The organism is Sphingobium sp. RS1, assembly GCF_056156825.1.
Window position 1 is genome coordinate 1,851,998 of sequence record NZ_JBLZXE010000002.1, and the last position, 23,937, is coordinate 1,875,934.

Sequence of the window (23,937 nt, forward strand, 5' to 3'; positions counted from 1 at the left end):
CCTGAAAGGGAGGGGCTAGAGTAACTATGACCGCTCACATCACGCATATCTGGCGACTGCTGAAATGGGGCCGCACCCTGGCGCGGCATGGCGCGCTCACGGGGATCGAGCGCGATCCGCTGACGCCCGGTCCGGTCCGCCGCCTTGTCCGCATTGCCCGCTTTGGCGCGCGCGTGCCCAGGCAGCCCCGCTATGCAGACGCCTTCCAGTCGATCGGCCCGGCCGCGATCAAGCTAGGCCAGACGCTCGCCACCCGGCCCGATCTGGTCGGCGATCATGCCGCGAACGATCTGCTGCGCTTGCAGGACGCCCTGCCCCCCGTGCCGTTCGACACGATCCGGGCGCAGATCGAAACCAGCTTCGGTCGCCCGCTCGATGCGCTCTACAGCCGCTTCGACGAAGAGCCGGTCGGCGCCGCTTCGATCGCGCAGGTCCACCGCGCCGTCACCACCGATGGTCGCGACGTCGCGGTCAAGGTGATCCGCCCCGGCGTGATCGACAAGTTCAACCGCGACATCCAGACCTATGAATGGGCCGCCGCCCATGTCGAGATGCTGGGCGGCGAGATCGCGCGCCTGCGCCCGCGCCTCGTCATCGCCAACATGAAGCGCTGGACCGCGCGCGAACTGGACCTGCGGCGCGAAGCTGCCTCCGCCTCCGAACTCAGCGAAGCGATGGAGGCGATGCCCGGCTATCGCATCCCCGCGATCGACTGGGACCGCACGACCGGCAAGGTCATGACGATGGAGTGGATCGACGGGATCAAGATTTCCGATCGCGATGCGCTGATCGCGGCCGGCCATGATGTGAAGGATCTGGCCGCCCGCCTCGTCAACGCCTTCCTGCGGCAGGCGATCGCCGAGGGCTTCTTCCACGCCGACATGCATCAGGGGAACCTGTTCGTCACGCCCAATGGCGATATCGTCGCGATCGATTTCGGCATCATGGGCCGGATCGACCGGCGCGCGCGCATGTGGCTGGCGGAGATTCTCTACGGCCTCATCACCGGCAACTACAAGCGCGTCGCGGAGATTCACTTCGAGGCGCAATATGTGCCCGGCCATCATAATGTCGATGAATTCGCGACGGCCTTGCGCGCCGTGGGCGAACCGATGCGCGGCAAGCCGGTGCGCGAACTCTCCGTCGGCGGGATGCTGGACGGCCTGTTCGCCATCACCCGCGACTTCGACATGCAGACCCAGCCGCACCTGCTGCTGCTCCAGAAGACGATGGTGATGGTGGAAGGCGTGGCGACCGCGCTCGACCCCGACATCAACCTGTGGGAAACGAGCGGCCCCTATGTGAAGAGCTGGCTGCGCGACGAACTGGGGCCGGAGGCGAAGGCCGCCGATACGCTGATCGAGAATTGGCGCACGCTCCAGCGGCTGCCGGGTCTGGTCAAGCGGATCGAGGACGCCTTCCCCGAGAAAGGCGGTGCCCCGCCCCCGCCTCCGCTCGGCGAAGTGAAGCTGATGCGGATCGGCGGCGGCTGGCGCTATGCGGCGGTGGCCGTGATCGCCGCGGCGGCTGGCGTGGTCGGCTCCGCGCTCCTACATCTGCATCTATGACCCAGCGCGTCCTCCTCATCATTTCCGGCGGCATTGCCGCCTATAAATCGCTCGAACTGGTGCGGCTGTTGCGCAAGCGCGGCATTGCGGTGCGGGCGGTGCTGACGGAGAGTGCAAAGCAGTTCGTGACGCCGCTGTCGCTGGGCGTGCTGACCGAGGACCAGGTCTATGAGGATCTGTTCGACCTGAAGGCCGAGCGTGAGATCGGGCATATCCAGTTGTCGCGTCAGGCCGATCTGGTGGTCGTCGCGCCCGCCACCGCCAATATCCTGGCCAAGATGGCGAGCGGCATCGCCGACGATCTGGCCACCACCCTGCTGCTCGCCACCGACAAGCCGGTGCTGGCCGTCCCCGCCATGAATGTCCGCATGTGGCATCACAAGGCGACCCAGCGGAACCTGAGCCAACTGCGCGCCGACGGCGTGCATATGATGGAGCCGGATGACGGCGCAATGGCCTGCGGCGAATTTGGCAAGGGACGGTTGCCGGAGCTAGAAGTCATTGCTGCCGAGATCGAGCGGTTGCTCGCCCTGCCCCTTCCCGCCGATCCTTTGGCAGACCAGCCCGATTTTGCGGATGACGCTCAGCGTTTCTCGACTTCGCTCGAAACGAACCGCACTTTGAAAGGGCGGCACATCCTCATCACCGCCGGTCCCACCCATGAACCGATCGATCCGGTGCGCTACATCGCCAACCGGTCGTCGGGCAAGCAGGGCTTTGCCATCGCCGCCGCCGCCGCGCGGGCCGGGGCGCGGGTGACGCTTGTTGCCGGGCCGGTCCATCTGCCCACGCCCGCCGGCGTCGACCGCGTGGATGTCGAAACCGCACGCGAGATGCTGGCGGCGGTCGAAAGCGCGCTGCCCGCCGATGCCGCGATCATGGTTGCTGCCGTTGCCGACTGGCGCACTGCCGACACCGCCGACCAGAAGCTGAAGAAGGACGGATCGGGCCAGCCCGCACCGCTTGCTCTGGTCGAGAATCCCGACATCCTCGCAACGCTGGGCCATCATGCCCGCCGCCCTGCCCTGCTGGTCGGCTTTGCCGCCGAGACGCAGCAGATCGCCAAGCATGCGCAAGCGAAGCTGGCGAAAAAGGGCGCGGACTGGATCGTCGCCAACGATGTATCGGGCGACGTGATGGGCGGCGACGCCAACGCCGTGCAGATCGTCACTGCCACCGGCATCGATTCCTGGCCCAGCTTGCCCAAAAGCGAGGTGGCCGACAAACTCATCGAAAAGGTTGCCCATGCCCTCGCCTCTCTCGCCGATTGAAATAAAGCTAAAGCGCCTGCCCCATGGCGAGGGGCTTCCCGTCCCCGCCTATGCCACCACGCATGCTGCCGGGATGGATGTAGTGTCGGCAGAAGAACTGGTGCTGCAACCGGGCGGCCGCCATGCCGTCGCAACCGGCTTCGCCATGGCCATTCCCGAAGGCTATGAAGTGCAAGTGCGCCCCCGTTCGGGCCTTGCGCTGAAACATGGCATCAGCCTGCCCAATACGCCCGGCACGATCGACGCCGATTATCGCGGCGAACTGAAGATCATCCTCATCAATCTGGGCGACCAGCCCTTCCCCATCGCGCGCGGCGACCGGATCGCGCAGCTGGTGGCAGCGCCGGTGCAGCTTGCCAGCTTCGCGGAAGTCGATAGTCTCGATGACACCGCCCGGGGACAGGGCGGGTTCGGTTCCACAGGAGTGTGACGCGATGACGATGCTGCTTTCGCTGATGCTGGCCGCAACCCCGGTGCCGGACGCGGCCCCGCCCATGCCGCAGGATCTGGCCAGCGTTCCCTTGATCCACGACTGGCTGGGTCGGCGCAAGTCGCCCGAATGGTCGGAAACCGTCGCGCGCCTTTATCGCAACGGCCAATGCAGCGGCGCAGTCAACTATCAGGGGTCGCAACTGCTGGAGATCGACATGCTGTTCCTCCTGTCGGGTGATGGCAAGCCGCTGAAGATCGCGCCGGTCAACGTCCGTTGCCCCGAAGTGGAAAAATTCGTGAGCAACCGCATCCTGGGATCGCTGCGTGGCTCGTTCCCGAAAAGAGGTGCGGCGGCAGAACCGCGGTGGATGCGCTCGCAGGTGCGCTTCCTCTGGTCCGACGCGCCGTGACACTGCGCGATGAGCAGCTGGAGCGCTATGCCCGGCACATCATCCTCAAGGAAATAGGCGGCGCAGGACAGGCCCGGTTGCTGTCCGCCGATGTGGCGGTGATCGGCGCGGGCGGGATCGGCAGTCCGGCCATCCTCTATCTCGCCGCTGCCGGCCTGGGCACCATCCGCGTCATCGACGATGACGACGTGGCTTTGTCCAACCTGCAACGACAGATCATGTTCGGCACCGCCGATGTCGGCGCGCCGAAAGCGGAAAGGGCGATGACCGCCGTCGCCCGGCTTAATCCCGATGTGAAGCTGATCCCCATCAACGCGCGGATCGACGCCAGCAACGCCGAACTGATCCTGCGCGAGGCTGATGTCGTGCTGGACGGCTGCGACAATTTCGGCACCCGCCTTGCCGTCGCGGACGCGGCGCAGCGGCTGCGCATGCCGCTGGTGTCGGCGGCGGTAGGCCCATTCGAAGGGCAGATCGCCACCTATCGCGGCTGGGAAGCGGACAAGCCCTGCTATCGCTGCCTGGTCGGCGCACCGGACGATGCGGCGGAACGCAATTGCGCGGACAATGGCGTGATCGGCGCGCTGACCGGCGCGATGGGCAGCCTGGCCGCGCTGGAGGTGATCCGGGCGCTGGTACCGTTCGGGGCGGACATGGCGGGGCGACTGCTGATCGCGGACCTCCTCTCGATGCGCTTTCGCACGCTGGACGTGCCCAAGGACCCGGCCTGCCCCGGCTGCGCCGTTGCGCTGTGCGCGGACTGAACATCATCGTCGCGGCCGCCGATGCGGAGCGGTTGCGCGGCGCACTGGTCCTTGCCGCCGCGCAGGCAGCGCTGGGCGGGGAGGCCGCCATCTTCCTGCAACTGGATGCGGTGGCGCTGATGCGCGCGCCGCTCGTTGCGCCGCGCGACGCCGATCACCGGGCGGTGGGCCTGCCTGATCTTGCAGCCCTACTCGCCGATTCGCTGGCATTGGGGGTTGCGTTGTCCGTTTGCCAGAGCGGCCTGGCGCTGTGCGACATGAGCGCGACGGACTTGCCCGAAGGCATCGATATCGGCGGGCCGGTCAGCTTCCTGCAACGGACACGGGACGATGCACGCCTGCTGATGCTGTGACTATTGCAGCGCCGGCAGATAGCGCCAATTGCCCTGCACATGCTCCCGCGCGGCCGGCGCGACATCAAATCCGGACATGGTTGCGCCGTCCGTTCCCGGCAAGGTCGCCATATGCGCCACGCCCCAGACAGCACCGAGGCAGAAGAAAGCGATCAGACCATATCGAACGGTTTTCATGCGCCCTGCCCCCTTTCCATGGCGGCCTGTTTACAGGCAGCACAGGCAGGGGACAAGGCACAGAGGCTGTTAGAGTATTTTGAAGTCATCTGGAACAGATGACGGCTCGCAAAATGCGGAAGACAAAGAACTTTTAGAACATGATGCGGTTCAATCCAATCGCAGCATGTTCTAGAGCATGCTACGTTAAATCCGACGCAGTTCGCATGCTCTAAGCTTTTGTTGTCGCATCGTTTTAAGCGGAAAACCGGTTCCCACTTTTCCGCACGATGCTCTAAAAATCCTGATAGCGTTCGTTGCCGACGAAGCCGAGATTGGTCACGCCCGACCGCTTGATGTCGGCCAGCACTTCATCGACGGTCAGGTAGCGGGCGTCGGCTTCCGGCTCGAACTGGAGTTCCGGTTCGACCGGCAAGCGTAGCGAAGCGGCGAGATAGCGGCGCAGCGTCAGGCGATCGATCGCCGCGCCATTCCAGCGGATCATGCCCTCCGCATTGATCGTCACCTTGTTCTTGACCGGGTCCATCCGGATCGGCTGCTCCTTCGCCGGCCCCGGCAGGTCGATGCCGATACTGTGGGTCTGGATCGGGATGGTGATGATGAACATGATGAGCAGCACCAGCATCACGTCGATCAGCGGCGTGGTGTTCATGTCTGCCATCGGCAGACCGTCTCCAGCACGCGATTGGGGTCTTGCGAAGCTCAAAGCCATAAAAGTCCCTCCTGTGGTTGATGATGATATATCAACACATAAATCATGCGCGCAGCGGGCCATTTTGGCAAGTGCCCTTCCTATTGCCCCCGCCTTCTATTGACAGTGCGGGCGGCCCATTTATGGGGAAGGCGCGGCTTTTTGGGCCGCACAACCTGACATTTTCACAGAAAGACCTCCCGTGTCCGCCATGCTCAAGATCACCCTGCCCGATGGTTCCGTGCGTGAAGTCGCGCCCGGCACTACCCCGGCGGATATTGCAGCAGCGATCGGGCCGGGTCTGGCCAAGGCCGCGATCGCCGCGCGCGTCGACGGCGAACTGCGCGACATCGGCCGCCCGCTGGAGCAGGATTCGCAGCTCGCGCTGGTGACGGCGAAGGATGAGGCCGACGCGCTGGAACTGGCGCGCCACGATTTCGCGCACGTCCTGGCCGAAGCGGTGCAGTCGCTGTTCCCCGGCACGCAGATCACCTTCGGCCCGGCGACGGACGACGGCTTCTATTATGATTTCGCGCCGAAGGATCGCCCCTTTACCGAGGAAGACCTGCCCGCGATCGAGGCGGAAATGCGCAAGATCATCGCCGCCAACAAGCCGTTGCGCCGCGAAGTGATCGCCCGCGACACGCTGATCGCGCAATGGGAAGCGGCCGGCGAAACGTTCAAGGCGCAATGGGCCGCCGAACTGCCGCAGGGCGAGGAACTGACCGTCTATCATTCGGGTGACGGCTGGTACGACATGTGCCGTGGCCCGCATCTGGCCTCCACCGGCAAGCTGGACCCGGCGGCGTTCAAACTCACGAGGGTTTCGGGCGCTTACTGGCGCGGCGATCAGAAGAACGCGATGCTGTCCCGTATCTACGGCACCGGCTGGCTCAACAAGAAGCAGTTGGCCGAGCATCTGACCCGCCTCGAAGAAGCGGGCAAGCGCGACCATCGCAAGCTGGGCGCGGAAATGGACCTGTTCCACCTGCAACAGGAAGCGCATGGCAGCGTCTTCTGGCACCCCAAGGGCTATCTCATCTGGCGCGAACTGGAAGCCTATATGCGCCGCGCCATTGACGATGCAGGCTATCGCGAGGTGAAGACGCCGCAGGTCATGGACGCCCGCCAGTGGGAAGCGTCCGGCCACTGGGGCAAATATCGCGAAAATATGTTCGTGATCCCCGACGAAGTGCCGAACGTCGCGGATGAAGGCCCGCTGGTGTCGGATGATGCCGACTGGATGGCTCTGAAGCCCATGAACTGCCCGGCGCACGTCCTGATCTTCCGTCAGGGGATCAAAAGCTATCGCGACCTGCCCCTGCGCTTCTACGAAAATGGCTGCTGCCACCGCAACGAGCCGCATGGCGCGCTGCACGGCCTGATGCGCGTGCGCCAGTTCACGCAGGATGACGCCCACATCTTCTGCCGCGAGGACCAGATCGTCGAGGAAGTCCGCGCCTTCTGCGCGCTGGCCGACCGCATCTACAAGGATTTCGGCTTCACCTACTCGATCAAGCTGGCGCTGCGCCCCGAAAAGCGCTTCGGCACCGAAGAGATGTGGGACATGGCGGAAAATGAGCTGCGCAACGCGGTCGCCGCCGCCGGCCTCAACACGCCGGAATATGGCTGGGAAGAATTGCCGGGCGAAGGCGCCTTCTATGCGCCGAAGCTGGAATGGCACCTGACCGACGCGATCGGCCGTACCTGGCAGGTCGGCACGATCCAGTCGGATCGCGTGCTGCCGGAACGACTCGACGCCAGCTATGTCGGTGAAGATGGTGAACGGCACCGCCCGGTCATGCTCCATCGCGCCATTTTCGGCAGCTATGAACGCTTCATCGGCATCCTGATCGAACATTATGCGGGCAAATTCCCGCTGTGGCTGGCGCCGGTGCAGGCGGTCGTCGCGACGATCGTGTCCGACGCGGACGATTATGCGAAGCAAGCGGTCGAGAAGCTGCGCGCCGCCGGCATCCGCGCCGAAATCGACGTCCGCAACGAGAAGATCAATTACAAGGTACGCGAGCATAGCCTTGGGAAAGTACCCAATCTTCTGGTCGTCGGCCGGCGCGAGGCGGACGAAGGCACCGTCGCCCTGCGCGAACTGGGCAAGGAAGGGCAGAGCTTCCTTTCGCTGGACGATGTGATTTCGCGTCTCAAGGAAGAAGCGCAAGCACCGGATTTGCGTGGGTTATAAGCAGAATCAGGCGGGCAGCGCGGCGTTTAACACCGCGCTGTTCCTGATCGTCGTCGAGACTGTCATATGGTCTGTCGGCGTCACGGTGTTCCATCATCACCTGTCCGGATCGCCACCCACATTCTACTTCTTCTTCAGCGGTATTGCGCTGATGGTGGTGCTCACCCTCCTGCGCCGCCGATGGCCCAGAACAGCGCTTGCCATTACAACCGGCATCGCCGTCGCCCCTTTTCTGTTGGTCCTCGCCTCGCTCTTCCTTGACATCTGAGCCGCAAATACCGACATGCAGTGAGGCAGAAATGCCGCAAGGGTGCGTGATTCCGTTACTGCGGAGGTACGCACCCCTTTCGGCTTTGCATAAAAGCCGCTAAGAGCCACTCGTTTCTGCAACGACCATAGGAGATACTGCTATACGTCCCCCGATGATGCGCCGCCCGCTGGCGCCGCCGCCGAAGTCCGGCCCTCGCTATAATGAGTTCATCACCGTGCCCAAGGTGCGCGTGATTGATGACGAAGGCGAAAATCTCGGTGTGATGTTTACGCAGGAGGCAATCGAGCAGGCCTATGAGGTCGGCCTCGACCTGGTCGAAGTCTCGCCCAACGCTGATCCGCCAGTCTGCAAGTTCCTGGACATCGGCAAGTTCAAGTACGAGGCCCAGAAGAAGGCGAATATCGCCCGCAAGACCCAGAAGACGCAGGAACTCAAAGAGATCAAGATGCGTCCGAACATCGACGATCATGACTATGATACGAAGATGAAGAAGGTCCATGACTTCATCGGTGACGGCGACAAGGTGAAGATCACCCTGCGTTTCCGTGGCCGCGAACTCAGCCACCAGCAGCTCGGCATGGCCCTGTTGCAGCGCGTGGCCGAAAATGTCGCCGAAATCGCGAAGGTCGAAGCCTATCCGCGCATGGAAGGCCGCCAGATGCTGATGGTGCTGGCACCCAAGTAAGCGCTATGGATTGCGGGGCAGCGCGGAACCTACCGCCTGCCCCGCTGCCCGTTTCACAGTGTGTTAAGCAGGTCGGGTTAGGCCCGAACGGTCTTCCGCAAGGAGCCGTGTCCTATGCCCTCTTCCCTGCGTTTCCTGCCTGCTGCTCTGGCCCTGCTGCTTCCACTGGCCACGCCACCTGCTGCCCACGCCCGCGACGAACCGGAGGCCGATCCCGCCCTCCTGCTCCAGGCTTTCAACGAAAGCTGCCGCCGGGGCTTCCCCGATCTGGATGCCATCGCCGCCCATGTCGTAACGCAGGGCTGGACGGAAACCACACCCCGACTCGTGTCGGGCAGCGGCCTCATCGTCATCCCGCGCATGTTCCACAAAAATGGGCTGGTACTGTCCCTCGTGACGCCAAATGGCGACGCATATAGCGCCGTGTGCCAGGTCACGGGCGCGGGCACGACGCGCCTGACCGGGAAGGATGTCGCTGCAATCGTGTCGCCCAGCCTCAATGCCGGCGAACCGGTGCTCGGCCCGGGCGATCCCAAGGAAGATGATCTGGCGGTCTGGACGGTCAAGCCCGGCACCACGGTGCAGGCCGGCGTCAATGTCTATCGCCGCAAGGTGCGCAGCCTCACCATTTCGGTCAGGCAGGCACGCTAGATTTCTTTATTTTCCGCATTTTGCGAGTCGTCATCTGCCCGAGATGACTTCAAAATGCTTCGACCGATCAGGCGGAGGGACGGTCGCGGTACAGGGTCGGGAACATCGCCTTCAGCGCAGCGACCTTGGGCATGTCCCAGCGCATAATATAGGGATGGCGCGGGTTTTTCCGCATGAAATCCTGATGGTCGCGCGCCGCATCCTGAAAGCCCGTGAACCGCTCCACCTTCGTCACGATCGGGCCTTGCCACAGGCCGCTCTTGCCCAGTTGCGCCAGATAGGCGCTGGCGGCCTTTGCCTGCTCATCGTTCAGCGGGAACAGCGCGCTGCGATATTGGCTGCCATGGTCGGGCGCCTGATAGTTCAGCGTGGTAGGGTCGGCGACGACCGAAAAGAAGATGCGTGGCAGGGTACCGTAACTGACCTGTTGCGGGTCATAGGTCACGCGCACCGATTCGGCATAGCCAGTGTCCCCCTCGCTCACCGCCGCATAATCGACGCGGCGACCGCGCGGCCCGCCCGCGAAACCCGCGACAGCGAGTTGGACACCTTTGACATGGGAAAAGACGCCCTCCACGCCCCAATAGCAGCCGCCGGCAAAGACGGCCGTTTCCAGCCTGCGCGTCGGCGCGGCATCGATGGTCGGGACGGGAGCAAGGGTGGCGCGCTCGGCACGCACGGGGGCGGCGACGGCCAGCGCCGCCAGAACAGTCAGGAAAAGGCGATCAGAGCGCCGCACCGTTGCTGGTCGCACTGGTTGACGTCGCCGCGATCGCGGTCGACCCGAGCATGGGAGCTTCCTCCGGCTGAAGCAGGAACATGCCTACCGCACCGATCGCGAACCCGCCCAGGAAGCGCAGGAACAGGTCGGACTTCAGGAATGCCAACATGGCAGACGCCTTTCTCATATATTTCTCAGACCGGCTCGGTCTGCCAGCTAGCTCCATGCGTCTTGCCCCTGACTGAACGATCGACCGCATGTGAGCGGGTTTCGACCAATGCCAGCAATAGAACGACGAACGGATGCAGCCTTTTAATAAGTTTCTCTATGCAACGGGCATATAGTCGATACCGCGTCAATCGCAAGACGCCGCAGTGCGAAAAAGACCGTTTCCGTTTTTTGACAAAACAGAAGAGCCGGCGCTTTCACGCCGGCCTTTCCATTGCCGCAGATGCGAAGGACGTGCGGCTTATTTCAGCGCGGCGCAGGCTTCCTGGATGCGCGTGCAGGCCTTCTTGAGCACCTCGTCCGAGGTCGCGTAGCTGATGCGGAAGGCCGGCGACAGGCCGAAGGCGGCGCCATGCACGGCGGCGACCTTGGCTTCATCCAGGAAGTAACCGATCAGCGCTTCGTCGCTGTCGATCAGCGCGCCCTTGGGCGTGGTCTTGCCGATCACGCCGCTGGCGTCGGGATAGACGTAGAAGGCGCCTTCGGGCGTCGGGCAGTCGAGGCCCGGCGCATCGTTCAGCATGGCGACGACCATGTCGCGGCGCTTCTTGAACACGGCGTTGCGATCTTCCAGGAAATCCTGCGGGCCGGTCAGCGCGGCGACGGCAGCCGCCTGGCTGATCGAGCAGGGGTTGCTGGTCGACTGCGACTGGAGCTTGCTCATCGCCTTGATGATCCATTCGGGACCACCGGCGAAACCGATGCGCCAGCCGGTCATCGAGAAGGCCTTGGAGCAGCCATTGACCGTCAGCGTGCGATCATACAACTCAGGGCAGACCTGCGCGATGGTGGCGAATGGGGTGGAGGCGTACCAGACATGCTCATACATGTCGTCGGTCATCACCAGCACATGCGGGTGACGCAGCAGCACATCGGCCAGCGCTTTCAGCTCATCGGCCGAATAGGCCGCGCCCGAGGGGTTGGAGGGCGAATTGAGCATCACCCACTTGGTGCGCGGCGTGATCGCGGCTTCCAGCTGGGCCGGGGTGATCTTGTAGCCCTGCGACGCCGGGCCTTCGATGAAGACCGGCTTGCCGCCCGCGAAGTTCACGATGTCGGGATAGCTGACCCAGTAGGGCGCCGGGATGATGACTTCATCGCCCGCATCGACGGTCGCGACCAGCGCGTTGAACAGGGTGTGCTTGCCGCCCGAATTCACGCTGATCTGGCTACGTTTGTAGAGCAGGCCATTGTCGCGCTTGAACTTGAAGGCGACCGCTTCCTTGACGTCGGCGGTGCCGTCCACGTCGGTGTAGCGGGTGAGGTTCTTGCGAATGGCCTCAATACCCGCCTCTTTGACAAAGTCGGGCGTGTCGAAATCGGGTTCGCCGGCAGAGAGGCCAATAACGTCCACGCCTTCGGCTTTAAGCGCGTTCACGCGGGCGCTCATGGCGAGCGTGGCGGACGGCTGGATGCGACCGAGGGCAGCGGAAGTCTGGCTCATGGTAATAATCTTTCTCCAGAGCGATTTCGAAGCAGGCATCTATTGCCTGCTGGCTTGGAAATCGCGGCCAAAAATAATGAATCCCCGAGGCCCGCAACAAAGGCGGATGCGGAGCGCCTTAGTCCGCAACGGACGATCCGGCAACCGGCCAGATGGCGCTTATTGGCTTTACGGCAGGATAGTGTGACTATCGGGCCAAAGTCGCGGCGACCATGCCGCGCGAAGCGTTGCCGATGAAGAAGCCACGCTCCAGATCATGCAGCCGCAGGTCGCCTTCCACCGCCTCGCCCATGTCGATCAGGCTGCGGCGCAAGATGCCCGGCAACAGGCCGCGCGAGAGCGGCGGCGTCACCAGCTTGTCGCCGCGCTCGACGAAGATGGAGGAGAAGCAACCTTCGGTGACATAGCCGGCCGCATCGATCAGCAGCACTTCATAGGTGCCGCCGCGCTTCAGCGCATCCTTGTAGAGGGCGCGGTCGGTGGTCTTGTGCTGCAGTCGCTGGTCGTCCGCCGCCGCATGGCGCGGCACGGCGGCGACCCGCATGATGGCGTCTGGCCAGGTGCGATGTTCGCGCACCTCAATCGCCAGCGACCCGCTGCGCGACGCCATCAGCCGCACCCGGCTGCGTTCGCGCAGGCGGAAGGTCGCAGCCTGCAATTCGTTGCGCACATCATGGCGATCAAACTGGAAGCCGAGCGCGTTCGCGCTCGCCTTGATCCGTTCAAGATGCAGTTCCAGCAACCTGATGCCTTCGAGCGGGTCGAAAGCCATGGTTTCCAACAGGTCGAACCGTCCGTCAGCCAATGCCATTGAAACGTCTCAAGCTCCACAGCGCCAAAAGTCAAGCGTCCCAAAGATCATGGGCGTGAAAGGAACCGCCCCTTGGCCAAGCACTCCGCCCATTCCGAAGCGCAGTCGGAATCCGCGACGACGCCGGAGCCAAGGCCAAGCCGCCCTATACCCGCTCCCTCTTCGACCGAAAGCGTGCGGATGGCAACGTTGAACGCGGCGTCTCCCTCCGGGTCGATCCAGCCCATCGTGCCGGTATAGACGCCGCGCGGGTGCGGCTCGACCGCGTCGACAATCTCCATCGCCCGCACCTTGGGCGCGCCGGTGATGGAGCCGCAGGGGAAAAGCACGCGCAGCACGTCGACCGGCGACAGGCCGGGCAATATGCGGGCGCGCACGGTCGATACCAGTTGATGCACGGTCGGATAGGTTTCGACCTTGAACAGGTCGGGCACCGTCACGCTGCCGGCCTGCGACACGCGCGACAGGTCGTTGCGCAGCAGATCCACGATCATCAGATTTTCGGCCCGCTGCTTGGCGTCGCTTTCCAGCCACGCCATCTGCGCGGCATCCCCCGCCGGATCGGCGGCGCGGGTTGCCGTGCCCTTCATCGGCCGGGCGGTCAGTTGCCCGCGCACCTGGGTGAAGAAAAGTTCGGGCGAGAAGGACAGGATGGACTGCGCGCCCGTGCGGATCACCCCGCCATAGCCCGCCGCCGCGCGCGGTCGGATCGCGGCATAGAGCGCCATCGGATCGCCCGCCACATCCACATCGCAGGGAAATGTCAGGTTCACCTGATAAATGTCGCCGGCGCGGATATAATCCTGCACCTGTGCAAAGGCGGCGGCATAGGCAGCCTCATCGACCAGCGGACGCAACGGGCCGACGCTCGCGCCCAACGGATCGGGCAGCAAGCCGGGCAGGTCGGCGGACGGGATCAGCCGCACCCCTTCGAACAGGCCGAACCAGAGCAGCGGCGCGCCCCTTTCGTCATGGCGCCGGGCAAGCGGCGCCAGCCGATCCTCCAGCGCAAGGCCGGCTTCATAGGCCATATAGCCCGCGACATGCAGCCCCTGTTCCCGTGCCTCGGCCAGTTGGTCCAGCGCCGGCTGAACCTGCGCCATGTCGTGCGCGACGATGACCGCCACCGGATCGCGATAGAGCCGCGCCGGCGCCGCGCGCGCACGGGCATCATCGAACAGGCAAAATTCTTCATCGGGTCCGGGCAGGCGCATGGCGCTTCCTAACAGACTTTACGATCAGCGGAAGGCGATAAGGCAGCGACGCAAAGTTGCGCCCGACCGGCAAAGCCCCTAGCTGACGGGCGATGACCGATCTCATACCGCCCGTTGACCGCCCGGTCGCCCCCGCCATCGGCCATGGCCTGCGCGGCCGGTGCCCGGCCTGCGGCGAAGGGCGGATGTTCGCACGCTTCCTGAAAGCCGCGCCGGCCTGCCCATCCTGCGGCCTTGCGCTGGACGGGCATCAGGCGGACGATTTCCCCGCCTATATCGTGATCCTGCTCCTGGGGCATATATTGGTGCCCTTGATGATCGAGGTGAATGCGGCGCTGGCGATACCGCTGGGCTGGCAGGCGCTGATCTGGCCCTGCCTTGCGATCCTGTTGGCGGTGGCGATGATCCAGCCGGTCAAGGGCGCGGTCATCGCCGTGCAGTGGAGCCGGCGCATGGCCGGCTTCCGCTAAATTCAGTCAGGCCTGATCAGTCCGGCTTTCGCAGGAAGTTCAGTTCCATCGCCTCACGCAGCGTATCGTCAATCAGGCGGCGGCCTTCGGCGCCATGGGTGACGACGGTGGTGTCGCAGGTGGCGACGCATACGCCCTTCTGAAAGCCGGCCGAACTGATCGTCCAGCTCGTGCGGCCGATATGGCCGATCGCGCAATGCACGTCGAACGGATAGGGGAAATGCGATTCCTCGACGAAGTTGAGGTTCACATTGGCAACCAGCCAGCGCACGCCCTGCTCCTGCGGATGGCGCCCCATATGATGATGGAAGCGGATGCGTGCGGTTTCGAAAATGCCGGAGATCGCCACATTGTTGATGTGGCCCATGGTATCGAGATCCTGGAAGCGGGTGTCGATGCTGGTCACGAAGCGATAGGCTTGCGGGTTCAGACGCCAGGATTCGGGTTTGGCCATGTCCTGCTATTTCCCTTGGAATTTTCTGTCACATTTCCATAGCCATCATGGGCCGCGATGCAATTGGTCGCATAAAAATGACGCAACTGCGGCCTTTTGGACACAACAGCAACAAAGCGTTTCGACTTCTGTCCGTGGACAGGGCGGCGCCCCGGTCATAATTTCGCCCGCGACATGATCCGGGGACATTCCATGCCGCAACGTTACAGCCTTGCCGCCATCATCCTGCACTGGGCGATCGCCGCCCTGCTCGCCTTCCAGATCGCCGTCGGCTGGGCGCTGGAGGATCTGGGGTCGCACGGCTTCTTCCTCTACCAATGGCACAAGTCGGTGGGTATGCTGATTCTGGCACTGACCCTTACCCGTATCGCCATCCGTTACTGGAAACCGCGCCCGGCCAAGCTGGAGGGTGGCTGGCAGGGCGCGCTCGCCTCGGCCGTGCATGTCGGCCTCTATGCCTTCATGCTCGGCGCGCCGCTGACCGGCTGGGCGCTGGTATCAACCGCCAAGGTCAAGGTGCCGACGCTGCTCTTTGGCCTGCTCCCCCTGCCCCACCTGCCGCTGCCAGCAACGAGTCACGCGCTGGCCGAAAACGGCCACGGCCTGCTCGCCTGGCTTGGCATCGCCTTGTTCCTGCTCCATGTCGCAGGGGCGCTGCGCCATCATGCGCTGATGCGCGATGGCCTGATCTGGCGCATGATACCGGGCCGCTCCCCGGTCCTGCTGGTCGGCCTGCCGGCCCTCATCGTCGCCGGCTTCGTCATCGGTCGCGCGATCCTGCCTGCCCCGCAAGTCGCTGCGCCCGCGCCCGTCGTTGCGGAAGCGGTTAATGCCGTCGAGGAAGAAACCAACGTCGCGGAAGCGGTCAACGCTGCCGGTCCGGCCGACAATGCGGCCGCCAACGATAGCGCGGCCGCCACCGAAGAACCCGCCAGCCCGCCGCCCGCCTGGACAGTGCAGCCCGGCGGCCGCATCGGCTTTTCGGTCGGCAATGATGGCGACACGATCAGCGGCAGCTTCGCCAAATGGACCGCCGCCATCGTCATGGACCCGGATCATCCCGACAGCGCCGACATCAAGGTGACGATCGACATGGCGTCGGCCAGCGTGGGCGATGCCTATAAGGACGGCATGTTACCAGGCGACGAATTTTTCGGCGTCGCCGCTCACCCGACTGCGACCTTCACGGCCAAGGGTGCTGAAGCGACCGGCCCGAACAGCTACCGCGCCCGCGGCACGCTGACGCTCAAGGGCGTGTCCAAGCCGCAGACGATCCGCTTCACCCTGTCGGGCAAGGATGCCAGCCGGAAAGTCTCCGGCAGCGCCACCATCGCCCGCGCGCCCTTTGGCGTGGGCAATGGCGACAGCAGCGGCGGCCTCGCCCCTCAGGTGGCGGTCACGTTCGACTTCATGGCGAAGCGGAAGGAATGAATCCGGCGAACAAGGTGCTCCTGCGAAAGCAGGAGCCCAGTGTCGAACGCATCGCCCTGTATCCTGGGCTCCTGCTTTCGCAGGAGCACTATGGTAGAAGGCTGTGGCCCGGCGGTGATGGTGGATAAATTTGATGCGTTTTCTCTGCCTTTCCGCCGTTATGATCGCCGCGTCGCCCACCCCGGTCGGGGCGCAGACGTTCATGTTCGAAACCGGCACCACTTTGCTGGCCAAATGCCGCACCAAGGCGCCCGAATATGCGCTCGCCTGCACAGCCTATATCGTCGGCGTGGTCGATGGCATTCGCAAGGACATGTTCATCGGCCGCACGCGCCCGGTCTGCTGGCCCGACCGGATGAGCGCGGAGGATGCGCGCAGGACCGTCATCGCCTATCTCGAACGCTGGCCCGACCAGCGCAAGGCGCCCGCCTCGGTCCTCGTCAGCGTGGCCTTGAACGAACGCTGGCCCTGCACGAAATAGAGCGAGCCGATTAGCCTGATCGCGACAATTCATTGCGCGCGCCCATGGCCTAACTGGTACATTCTTGCCTTGCCACCCAGACAAGCGTAGTGGCGGCGCCTATTTTATCTTGTGTGAAGGAGACTCGACGTGGCGGCGAAGTGGACGCCGGAAAGCTGGCGGGAGCATAAGGGCATCCAGATGCCCTTTTATCGGGATGCAGACGCCCTGGCGTCGGTAGAGGCCCAGCTTGGCCAGTTTCCGCCCCTCGTCTTTGCGGGCGAGGCACGGAATTTGAAGGCGGACCTGGCGAAGGTCGTGACCGGCGACGCCTTCCTGTTGCAGGGCGGCGACTGCGCCGAAAGCTTCGCGGAGTTCCACCCGAACAATATCCGCGACACCTTCCGCGTGCTGCTCCAGATGGCGGTAGTGCTGACCTTCGCGTCGAAGCTGCCGGTGGTGAAGGTCGGCCGGATGGCGGGCCAGTTCGCCAAGCCCCGCTCGGCCGATACCGAGACGATCAATGGCGTAGAACTGCCCAGCTATCGCGGCGACAATGTCAACGACATCGCCTTCACGCCCGAAGCCCGCGAACCGAATCCGCAGCGGATGGTGCAGGCGTACAACCAGTCGGCGGCGACGCTCAATCTGGTGCGCGCCTTCTCGACCGGCGGCTATGCGTCGCTGGATCGCGTCCATGGCTGGATGCTCGATTTCATGGGCCGCAGCCCCTGGGCCGCGAAGTTCGAGGCGATGGCCGACCAGATCGGTCAGGCGCTCGACTTCATGCGCGCCTGTGGTCTGGACGCGGAAACCGTGCCGCAGCTTGGCGGGACGAGCTTCTACACCAGCCATGAAGCGCTGCTGCTGCCGTTCGAGCAGGCGCTGACCCGTCAGGACAGCCTGACCGGCGACTGGTACGACACGTCGGCGCATATGCTGTGGATCGGCGACCGCACCCGGTTCGAAGGATCGGCCCATGTCGAATATCTGCGCGGCATCGGCAATCCGATCGGCCTGAAATGCGGTCCGTCGCTGGAGCCAGACGCCCTGCTACGCCTGCTCGACACGCTGAACCCGAAACGGGAAGCCGGGCGCATCACGCTCATCACCCGCTATGGCCATGACAAGATCGAGGCCGGCCTGCCCAAGCTGGTGCGCGCCGTGCTGCGCGAAGGTCATTCGGTCATCTGGTCCTGCGACCCGATGCACGGCAATGTCATCAAGGCGGCCAACGGCTACAAGACGCGGCCGTTCGATCGCATCCTGGCCGAAGTGCGCGGCTTCTTCGCCGTGCACCGCGCCGAAGGCAGCTTCGGCGGTGGCATCCACGCTGAAATGACCGGGCAGAATGTGACGGAGTGCACCGGCGGCGCCATCGCCATCACCGACGAAGGGCTGGCCGATCGCTACCACACTCATTGCGACCCGCGTTTGAACGCGGCGCAGAGCCTCGAACTCGCTTTCCTGCTCGCGGAAATGCTGAACGAGGAACTGAAGGAACGCCGCGCCGCGGCCTGATGGAAAAAACGGGGCCGGATCGCAAGATCCGGCCCCGTTTGCTTTTAGGCGCCGGGCACCGGGCAAATTAGGGTGGTAGTGGAATGTCCGATTTTCGCGATTTTTCGTCGCTTTCGGACGTTCAATGGCCACCGGTTGCCTTTTCCTCGATAAGGTGACCGTTGCGATTATCGTAGCAAGCCAAGTAGGTGCCAGCGGGAGCCTTTGAATATGGGCGTAACTCGACGCATGTGCGATCAGACATCCGCATGACCACGGGCAATCTGGTAGCGTTATTAATGGCTTCCGAGCGGAATAGTTTTTGCGCGTCGTTCAAAGCGTCGCTCACGACAGGCTGATCACCCGGTTGGATGGCAGTAGCATTCGCTAGTGGATAGAGCCTTGCTATCATCAATCCAGCGGCAATGAGCAGCGTGATCAGCACCAAGGTCATATAACGGCTGAATTTCTGCATCACGGCTTTATGATCATGTGACCGAATTTCTGCAAATGGTCGCCAGTCCACATCCTGCCGTCGCCCCTATTCTGCGCCGCGCCGTTTCTGCGCCTTGCGGGCAAAGATATTGAGACATTCCACCAGCGTCGAAAAGGCCATGGCAGCGTAGATATAGCCCTTGGGCACATGCACGCCGAAGCCGTCGGCGATCAGCACCGCGCCGATCATCAGCAGGAAGCCCAGCGCCAGCATCACCACGGTCGGGTTCTTCGCGATGAAATTGGCGAGCGGATCGGCCGCGATCAGCATCACCGTCACCGCCACGATCACGGCAATATACATGACCGCCAGATTGTCCGTCATGCCCACCGCCGTCAGGATCGAGTCGAGCGAGAAGATCATGTCGAGCAGGATGATCTGGGTGATGGCCGCGCCGAACGTGATCGTCGCCAGCCCCTTCTTGTCCAGCACGCCGTCGGCCGGCGCCGGATCGACGCTATGATGGATTTCCTTGGTAGCCTTCCAGATCAGGAACAGGCCGCCGCCGATCAGGATCATGTCGCGCCAGGAAAATTCGGTTTCGAATGTCGGCGCGCCATGCTGGTCGAGCGGACCGGAAATGCCGAGATCGAACACCGGCTGCGTCAGCCCCACGATCCAGGCGATCATCGACAGCAGGACGAGGCGCATCGCCAGCGCCAGCCCGATGCCGATCTTGCGCGCCTTGGGTCGCTGCGCTTCGGGCAGCTTGTTGGTCAGGATGGAAATGAAGACCAGATTGTCGATGCCCAGCACCACCTCCATAACCACCAGCGCAATGAGCGCGGCCAGAGCGGTTGGGTCGGTGAAGGCGGTAATCAGACTGTCCATATCATCCTCTATTGCGCCCGGTCGTCACGACTATCCGGCAGCGTAACGAAACGGCAGAAAAGGACTAGCGTTCCTTTGTTGCTGCTTGATGCCCGGCGGCGCAGTTTCTAATGCTGGACCGTTGGATCTTGGGGGATCATCCATGCGTATCGCGCTTTTTCTGGCGGCACTGGCTGTTGCCGCACCGGTTCATGCCGAAGTCTTCGAAATGAATGGCCATTTTCCCGCCGCCTATCACGACGTCAGCCTGGCCCGCAGCATCGGCATCGACCGGATCACCGGTCGCGACGGCATGGCATTAGGGCTGGCGATCGAAGCGGACCTCAGCCGGCGCGGTCCCGACGGGCAACCCTATTATGACCTCATTGCCCTGTCGCGGCGTGGGCCGGAGGCCGATGCGCTGGTGTCGGGCATGGCCGATGCATCGGTCCGGGAAAGCGACGTCAAGCGCAAGGTCGAGCAATGCGCGGAAAAGCAGGGCGACAAATGCGTGCGCAGGGAAAAGGTGGAGGCCGTCTGCCTGCAGGAAACGATCAGCTTTTCTTCTACCCTGCGAATCGCGCGCAGCGACGATGGACGCATCCTCTACACCCAGACCCGGCCGCAGACCGACATCATCACCACCTGCCCCGGCGAAAAGGGCAAGCCCAGCCCCAAGGACCGTATCGCCAGGATGGTACGGACCGCCGCCGACCGTTTTGTCGACGACATCATGCCGCGCCATGAGGATTATCGCATCCGCCTGCGCGAAGGGCGCGAGGGCATGGACAAGGCGGTTGGACAGGCATTCAAGGACAGTATCCGCCTGTCGCAGCGCGATCCCGTCGCCGCCTGTACCACATGGGCAGAGATGGACCGGACCCTGCCGGGCCATCCATCCCTGCTGTTCAACCTTGGCCTGTGTGCGGAACGGACCGGCGACTATGTCCGGGCCGAGCGTTTCTATGGCCAGGCCGGCGGCGCGCAGGAGGATGCGACGCGAGTGCGCGACCTGACCGTCGGCCGCGACGACGCGAAACGGCGTGCGGCCGGCGGCTGATGCTTCGGCTGGACTTGATCGGACGGGTGCCGTAGCGACGGGCCGTTCTTCCCCCATTGCCGCGGCGTGCAGCCGCAACCCAACCCTTGCGAAAGGCGGCATATGTCCCGGACCACCCTGACCCGTTTCCTGATCGAACAGCAACGCAACGCCAATGCCCTGCCCGGTGAACTGCGCCTGCTGATCGAAACCGTCGCCCGCGCGTGCAAGACGATCAGCCATTCGGTCAGCAAGGGCGCGCTGGGCGAAGTGCTGGGCAGCCTGGACAGCGAAAATGTGCAGGGCGAAGTGCAGAAGAAGCTGGACGTGATCGCCAACGAATTGCTGCTCGACGCGAATGAATGGGGTGGCCACCTCGCCGCGATGGCGTCGGAAGAGATGGAAACCATCTATCCCATCCCCAACCGCTATCCCAAGGGCGAATATCTGATGCTGTTCGATCCGATCGACGGGTCCAGCAATATCGACGTCGACCTGTCGGTCGGTACCATCTTCTCCGTGCTGAAAGCCCCCGAAGGCTGCGCCGGCCGCGACGTCACCGAGGAAGATTTCCTCCAAGACGGCCGCCAGCAGGTCGCCGCCGGCTATGCCATCTATGGTCCGCAGACCTTGCTGGTGCTCAGCGTCGGCACCGGCGTCTATGAATTCACGCTGGACCGCGAAGTCGGCAGCTGGGTCATGACCGATCCCGACATGAAGATGCCGCAGGGCAAGTGCGAATTCGCCATCAACATGTCGAACCGCCGCCAATGGTCGCCCGCCATCACCCGTTATGTCGACGAGCGCGTCGCCGGGGGCGCCGGGCCGTGCGGCAAGGATTACAACATGCGCTGGACCGCTTCGATGGTGGCGGACGTGCATCGCATCCTGAAGCGCGGCGGCATCTTCATGTACCCCTATGACGATCGCACCCCCGGCAAGGCCAAGCTGCGCCTGATGTACGAAGCCAATCCGATGAGCTATCTGATCGAGCAGGCCGGCGGCGCGGCGAGCGACGGCTTCATGCCGATCATGGACGTGCCCGCCAAGGGGCTGCACCAGCGCGTCGGCGTGGTGCTGGGCGACAAGGCCGAGGTGGAAGCGGTCGTGGCCTATGGCGTCGAGGAAGCCGCGGCGGCCTGAGCCCAGCAGGCAAGAAAAAAGGGGGAGAGCGTTTCCGCTCAATCCCCCTTGCTTCGGCTCGCCTTGCCGGTCTTAACCGGCGGCTCCTCTCCAGAAACTTTTTATATGGCGCGCCAGACAGCGATCTGGCTCTACCCTAAGCGGGTGACAAAAAAAAGGCTGATCGCAAGATCAGCCTGAAAGTTTTTAGGAGAGGATGCCTGAAAGGCACAGCCCTTTTGTCTTCCCGGCTGGATTTTCGCAAATGCGAAGGGCGAAACCATGGTTGCATCAAATGCAATCCATTGCCGATCGAAGCGTCAGGCGCCGTTCATTCCCGAGTCGCGACGATAAGCAAATGTCAGGGCTTGGCTGCTAGGCCGCACCGATGCACGGCCCGGCTCCCCATATGACCAGCGCGATTCGCTATCGCCGCGACATTGACGGGCTGCGCGCGCTCGCTATCCTGCCGGTGCTGCTGTTCCATGCCCATGTCCCCGGCTTTTCCGGCGGCTATGTCGGCGTGGACATCTTCTTCGTCATTTCGGGCTATCTGATTACCGGCATCATCGCCCGCGAAGTCGATGAAGGCCGCTTCTCCCTCGCCCGCTTCTACGAACGCCGTTTCCGCCGGATCATGCCCGCCCTGGCGCTGATGATCCTGACAGTATTGGCGGCGGCAGCCTGGCTATATCTGCCCGGCGATCTGGAGGGCGTGCCCCGGTCCGCGCTGGCCGCAACCTTGTTCGCATCGAACCTCTGGTTCTTTACCGACACCGGCTATTTTTCCGGCGGCGCGGATGTGAAGCCGCTGCTCCACACATGGTCGCTGGCGGTGGAAGAACAATATTATATTGGCTTCCCCATCCTGCTGATGCTGCTCGCCCGCTTCGCACCGCGCCGGCGGACCGCAGTGGTGGCGGGAATCACTGCCCTGTCGCTGGCGATCGCCATCGTCATGCAGCGCGATACCAGTGGCTTCACCTTCTACCTGCTGCCCACCCGCGCCTGGGAATTGTTCGCTGGCGCGCTGCTGGCGCTGGGCGCCGTGCCTGCACTGCGACCGCGCTGGCTGCGCGAACTCGTTGCGTGGAGTGGCCTCGTAGCGGTTGCGCTCTCCGTCACCCTTTATGATCGCAACACCGTCTTTCCCGGCGTCACGGCGCTCGCCCCGGTTCTGGGTGCCGCGGCGCTGATCCACGCGGCGCCGGGCACGTCCGTCGGCAAGCTGCTCGGCTGGGGACCGATGGTGGGGGTCGGCCTCATCTCCTACTCGCTCTATCTGTGGCACTGGCCGCTGATCGTCTTCACCGAATATGCGACCGACGCTCCGCTGTCCGGCGGGACACGGTTTGCGGTCATCGGCGCAGCGCTGCTCGCCGGGACGGCATCCTGGCGCTTTGTCGAGCGCCCCTTCCGCGATGCGCAGCGCATGCCTGCGAAGATCATTTTCCGGTTTACCGCCGCAGCCATGGCAATCCTCTGCATGCTGTCACTGGCGCTGATGGCCATGGGCGGCTGGTCGTCGCGCTTTACGCCGCAAGTGCTGGCGCAGATGGCCGGGCAGCGGGATTTCGCACCCACGCGCAAGCAATGTCATGACAGCTATATGCGGGGCGCGACGCCCTGCACCCTGGGCGCCGCGGTCCCGCCCGACGCGCTATTGTGGGGGGACAGCCATGGCGTCGAACTGGCCTATGCCCTGTCGCTGACAGCTCGGGCCGAAAACCACTCGCTGATCGAGAGTACGACATCGAGCTGTCCGCCCGTGCTGGAATTTGAGGCGAGGGACCCGCGCTGTGCCGCCGCCAACCGCGCCACCTTCGCCGCAATCCGTGCCAATCCGGCCATCAGGCGCGTCTATCTCGCGGCCTTCTGGGCCAACGGCGCATATGACGATCCTGCCTTCGTAAACAGGTTGGATCGCACCATCGCCGACCTCCGCGCCGAGGGGCGGCAGGTCGTGCTGATCGGACCGGTGCCGCCGCAATCCTTCGATGTGCCGCGTCACCTCGCCCATCTGGCGCGGGCGGGACGATTGCAGGAGGCACGCGGCGTCGATCGGACCTGGGTGGAGGCGCGGACCGTGCATTTGCGTGCTTTGTTCGCCCGCTGGCTGGCGAAGGGCGTCGGGCTGATCGATCCGGTCGCCGCCCTTTGTTCCAGCGGCAAGTGCCTGATCGAACAAGGCGGTAAACCGCTCTATTTCGATTCGCACCATCTGAGCGTGGCGGGCGCGCGCCTGATAATCGCGGCACGCTAAA

General features: G+C 63.8%; 27 protein-coding genes. 17 read left to right on the forward strand and 10 right to left on the reverse strand.

The annotated features are described in order from the left end of the window. Positions 1-26: 26 nt before the first annotated feature. From ubiB to ACNHGR_RS10580, 6 genes are read left to right on the forward strand one after another with little or no spacing between them, the layout of a single operon-like run. On the forward strand, positions 27-1,568 hold the full coding sequence (gene ubiB, locus ACNHGR_RS10555; protein WP_475285941.1) for a 2-polyprenylphenol 6-hydroxylase: 1,542 nt from the start codon (positions 27-29) through the stop codon (positions 1,566-1,568). Beyond that, complete coding sequence (locus ACNHGR_RS10560; RefSeq protein WP_475285943.1) at positions 1,565-2,839, forward strand: bifunctional phosphopantothenoylcysteine decarboxylase/phosphopantothenate synthase; 1,275 nt, start codon at positions 1,565-1,567, stop codon at positions 2,837-2,839. Before ubiB ends, ACNHGR_RS10560 begins: the two co-directional genes overlap by 4 nt. Beyond that, complete coding sequence (gene dut, locus ACNHGR_RS10565; protein WP_475285945.1) at positions 2,814-3,269, forward strand: dUTP diphosphatase; 456 nt, start codon at positions 2,814-2,816, stop codon at positions 3,267-3,269. Before ACNHGR_RS10560 ends, dut begins: the two co-directional genes overlap by 26 nt. A 4-nt stretch (positions 3,270-3,273) precedes the next feature. Further along, positions 3,274-3,681: a hypothetical protein gene (locus ACNHGR_RS10570; RefSeq protein ID WP_475285947.1), complete on the forward strand. Its 408-nt coding sequence runs from the start codon at positions 3,274-3,276 to the stop codon at positions 3,679-3,681. Then, positions 3,678-4,445, forward strand: a complete 768-nt coding sequence (locus ACNHGR_RS10575; RefSeq protein ID WP_184267108.1) for a HesA/MoeB/ThiF family protein — start codon at positions 3,678-3,680, stop codon at positions 4,443-4,445. Before ACNHGR_RS10570 ends, ACNHGR_RS10575 begins: the two co-directional genes overlap by 4 nt. Next, positions 4,433-4,798, forward strand: coding sequence for a peroxiredoxin (locus tag ACNHGR_RS10580; RefSeq protein WP_475285949.1), 366 nt, complete (start codon positions 4,433-4,435; stop codon positions 4,796-4,798). The genes ACNHGR_RS10575 and ACNHGR_RS10580 overlap by 13 nt, the downstream gene beginning before the upstream one ends. Here ACNHGR_RS10580 and ACNHGR_RS10585 read toward each other — a convergent pair whose 3' ends face one another. Together ACNHGR_RS10585 and ACNHGR_RS10590 are read right to left on the reverse strand one after the other, a co-directional pair. Next, a complete protein-coding gene (locus ACNHGR_RS10585; protein ID WP_184267112.1) occupies positions 4,799-4,975 on the reverse strand; it encodes a hypothetical protein in 177 nt (58 codons plus the stop codon). Positions 4,976-5,249: 274 nt separating this feature from the next. After that, a complete protein-coding gene (locus ACNHGR_RS10590; RefSeq protein WP_475285951.1) occupies positions 5,250-5,687 on the reverse strand; it encodes an ExbD/TolR family protein in 438 nt (145 codons plus the stop codon). 190 nt (positions 5,688-5,877) lie between these two features. Here ACNHGR_RS10590 and thrS point away from each other — a divergent pair, with 190 nt between their 5' ends. The 4 genes from thrS to ACNHGR_RS10610 all read left to right on the forward strand — a co-directional run bounded on the left by thrS (position 5,878) and on the right by ACNHGR_RS10610 (position 9,473). After that, positions 5,878-7,866 (forward strand): threonine--tRNA ligase, encoded by a 1,989-nt coding sequence (gene thrS, locus ACNHGR_RS10595; protein WP_475288394.1) that lies wholly within the window; start codon positions 5,878-5,880, stop codon positions 7,864-7,866. Next, positions 7,856-8,134 (forward strand): hypothetical protein, encoded by a 279-nt coding sequence (locus tag ACNHGR_RS10600; protein WP_475285953.1) that lies wholly within the window; start codon positions 7,856-7,858, stop codon positions 8,132-8,134. The genes thrS and ACNHGR_RS10600 overlap by 11 nt, the downstream gene beginning before the upstream one ends. Before the next feature lie 154 nt (positions 8,135-8,288). After that, on the forward strand, positions 8,289-8,822 hold the full coding sequence (infC, locus tag ACNHGR_RS10605; protein ID WP_184267118.1) for a translation initiation factor IF-3: 534 nt from the start codon (positions 8,289-8,291) through the stop codon (positions 8,820-8,822). Positions 8,823-8,936: 114 nt separating this feature from the next. Further along, complete coding sequence (locus ACNHGR_RS10610; protein ID WP_475285955.1) at positions 8,937-9,473, forward strand: hypothetical protein; 537 nt, start codon at positions 8,937-8,939, stop codon at positions 9,471-9,473. A gap of 67 nt (positions 9,474-9,540) precedes the next feature. On the opposite strand, the gene msrA is transcribed toward ACNHGR_RS10610, so the two are convergent. The 5 genes from msrA to pabB form a co-directional block, all read right to left on the reverse strand. After that, positions 9,541-10,212, reverse strand: a complete 672-nt coding sequence (gene msrA / locus ACNHGR_RS10615) for a peptide-methionine (S)-S-oxide reductase MsrA (protein ID WP_475285957.1) — start codon at positions 10,210-10,212, stop codon at positions 9,541-9,543. Then, positions 10,199-10,363 carry a hypothetical protein gene (locus tag ACNHGR_RS10620; protein WP_184267124.1) on the reverse strand — a complete coding sequence of 55 codons (165 nt, stop codon included), beginning with the start codon at positions 10,361-10,363 and terminating at the stop codon, positions 10,199-10,201. The genes msrA and ACNHGR_RS10620 overlap by 14 nt, the downstream gene beginning before the upstream one ends. A gap of 300 nt (positions 10,364-10,663) precedes the next feature. Then, a complete protein-coding gene (locus ACNHGR_RS10625; protein ID WP_184267126.1) occupies positions 10,664-11,866 on the reverse strand; it encodes a pyridoxal phosphate-dependent aminotransferase in 1,203 nt (400 codons plus the stop codon). A gap of 187 nt (positions 11,867-12,053) precedes the next feature. Then, a complete protein-coding gene (locus ACNHGR_RS10630) occupies positions 12,054-12,677 on the reverse strand; it encodes an aminotransferase class IV (RefSeq protein WP_184267128.1) in 624 nt (207 codons plus the stop codon). 47 nt (positions 12,678-12,724) lie between these two features. After that, positions 12,725-13,891 (reverse strand): aminodeoxychorismate synthase component I, encoded by a 1,167-nt coding sequence (pabB, locus tag ACNHGR_RS10635; RefSeq protein WP_475285960.1) that lies wholly within the window; start codon positions 13,889-13,891, stop codon positions 12,725-12,727. A gap of 92 nt (positions 13,892-13,983) precedes the next feature. On the opposite strand from pabB, the gene ACNHGR_RS10640 reads away from it, so the two are divergent. Then, entirely contained in the window at positions 13,984-14,361 is a 378-nt protein-coding gene (locus ACNHGR_RS10640) for a DUF983 domain-containing protein (RefSeq protein ID WP_475285962.1), read from the forward strand. A gap of 16 nt (positions 14,362-14,377) precedes the next feature. On the opposite strand, the gene ACNHGR_RS10645 is transcribed toward ACNHGR_RS10640, so the two are convergent. Continuing rightward, positions 14,378-14,815, reverse strand: coding sequence for an acyl-CoA thioesterase (locus tag ACNHGR_RS10645; protein WP_475285964.1), 438 nt, complete (start codon positions 14,813-14,815; stop codon positions 14,378-14,380). 192 nt (positions 14,816-15,007) lie between these two features. Between ACNHGR_RS10645 and ACNHGR_RS10650 the strand changes: the two genes are divergently transcribed. The 3 genes from ACNHGR_RS10650 (at position 15,008) to ACNHGR_RS10660 (ending at position 18,227) form a co-directional block, all read left to right on the forward strand. Next, positions 15,008-16,246 carry a YceI family protein gene (locus tag ACNHGR_RS10650; protein ID WP_475285966.1) on the forward strand — a complete coding sequence of 413 codons (1,239 nt, stop codon included), beginning with the start codon at positions 15,008-15,010 and terminating at the stop codon, positions 16,244-16,246. A gap of 133 nt (positions 16,247-16,379) precedes the next feature. After that, the gene (locus tag ACNHGR_RS10655; protein ID WP_475285968.1) at positions 16,380-16,727 is read left to right on the forward strand and encodes a Rap1a/Tai family immunity protein; all 348 of its coding nucleotides are present in this window, start codon (positions 16,380-16,382) and stop codon (positions 16,725-16,727) included. 129 nt (positions 16,728-16,856) lie between these two features. Further along, positions 16,857-18,227 (forward strand): class II 3-deoxy-7-phosphoheptulonate synthase, encoded by a 1,371-nt coding sequence (locus ACNHGR_RS10660; RefSeq protein WP_475285970.1) that lies wholly within the window; start codon positions 16,857-16,859, stop codon positions 18,225-18,227. A gap of 121 nt (positions 18,228-18,348) precedes the next feature. Here ACNHGR_RS10660 and ACNHGR_RS10665 read toward each other — a convergent pair whose 3' ends face one another. Both ACNHGR_RS10665 and ACNHGR_RS10670 read right to left on the reverse strand, forming a co-directional pair. Next, positions 18,349-18,681, reverse strand: coding sequence for a hypothetical protein (locus tag ACNHGR_RS10665; RefSeq protein ID WP_475285971.1), 333 nt, complete (start codon positions 18,679-18,681; stop codon positions 18,349-18,351). Between the two features lie 66 nt (positions 18,682-18,747). Then, positions 18,748-19,533 (reverse strand): TerC family protein, encoded by a 786-nt coding sequence (locus ACNHGR_RS10670; RefSeq protein WP_475285973.1) that lies wholly within the window; start codon positions 19,531-19,533, stop codon positions 18,748-18,750. A 142-nt stretch (positions 19,534-19,675) separates the two neighbouring features. On the opposite strand from ACNHGR_RS10670, the gene ACNHGR_RS10675 reads away from it, so the two are divergent. The 3 genes from ACNHGR_RS10675 (at position 19,676) to ACNHGR_RS10685 (ending at position 23,936) form a co-directional block, all read left to right on the forward strand. After that, positions 19,676-20,572, forward strand: coding sequence for a tetratricopeptide repeat protein (locus ACNHGR_RS10675; RefSeq protein WP_475285975.1), 897 nt, complete (start codon positions 19,676-19,678; stop codon positions 20,570-20,572). Between the two features lie 102 nt (positions 20,573-20,674). Next, the gene (locus ACNHGR_RS10680) at positions 20,675-21,694 is read left to right on the forward strand and encodes a class 1 fructose-bisphosphatase (protein ID WP_184267146.1); all 1,020 of its coding nucleotides are present in this window, start codon (positions 20,675-20,677) and stop codon (positions 21,692-21,694) included. Positions 21,695-22,082: 388 nt separating this feature from the next. Further along, on the forward strand, positions 22,083-23,936 hold the full coding sequence (locus ACNHGR_RS10685; RefSeq protein WP_475285977.1) for an acyltransferase family protein: 1,854 nt from the start codon (positions 22,083-22,085) through the stop codon (positions 23,934-23,936). Position 23,937: the final 1 nt, after the last annotated feature.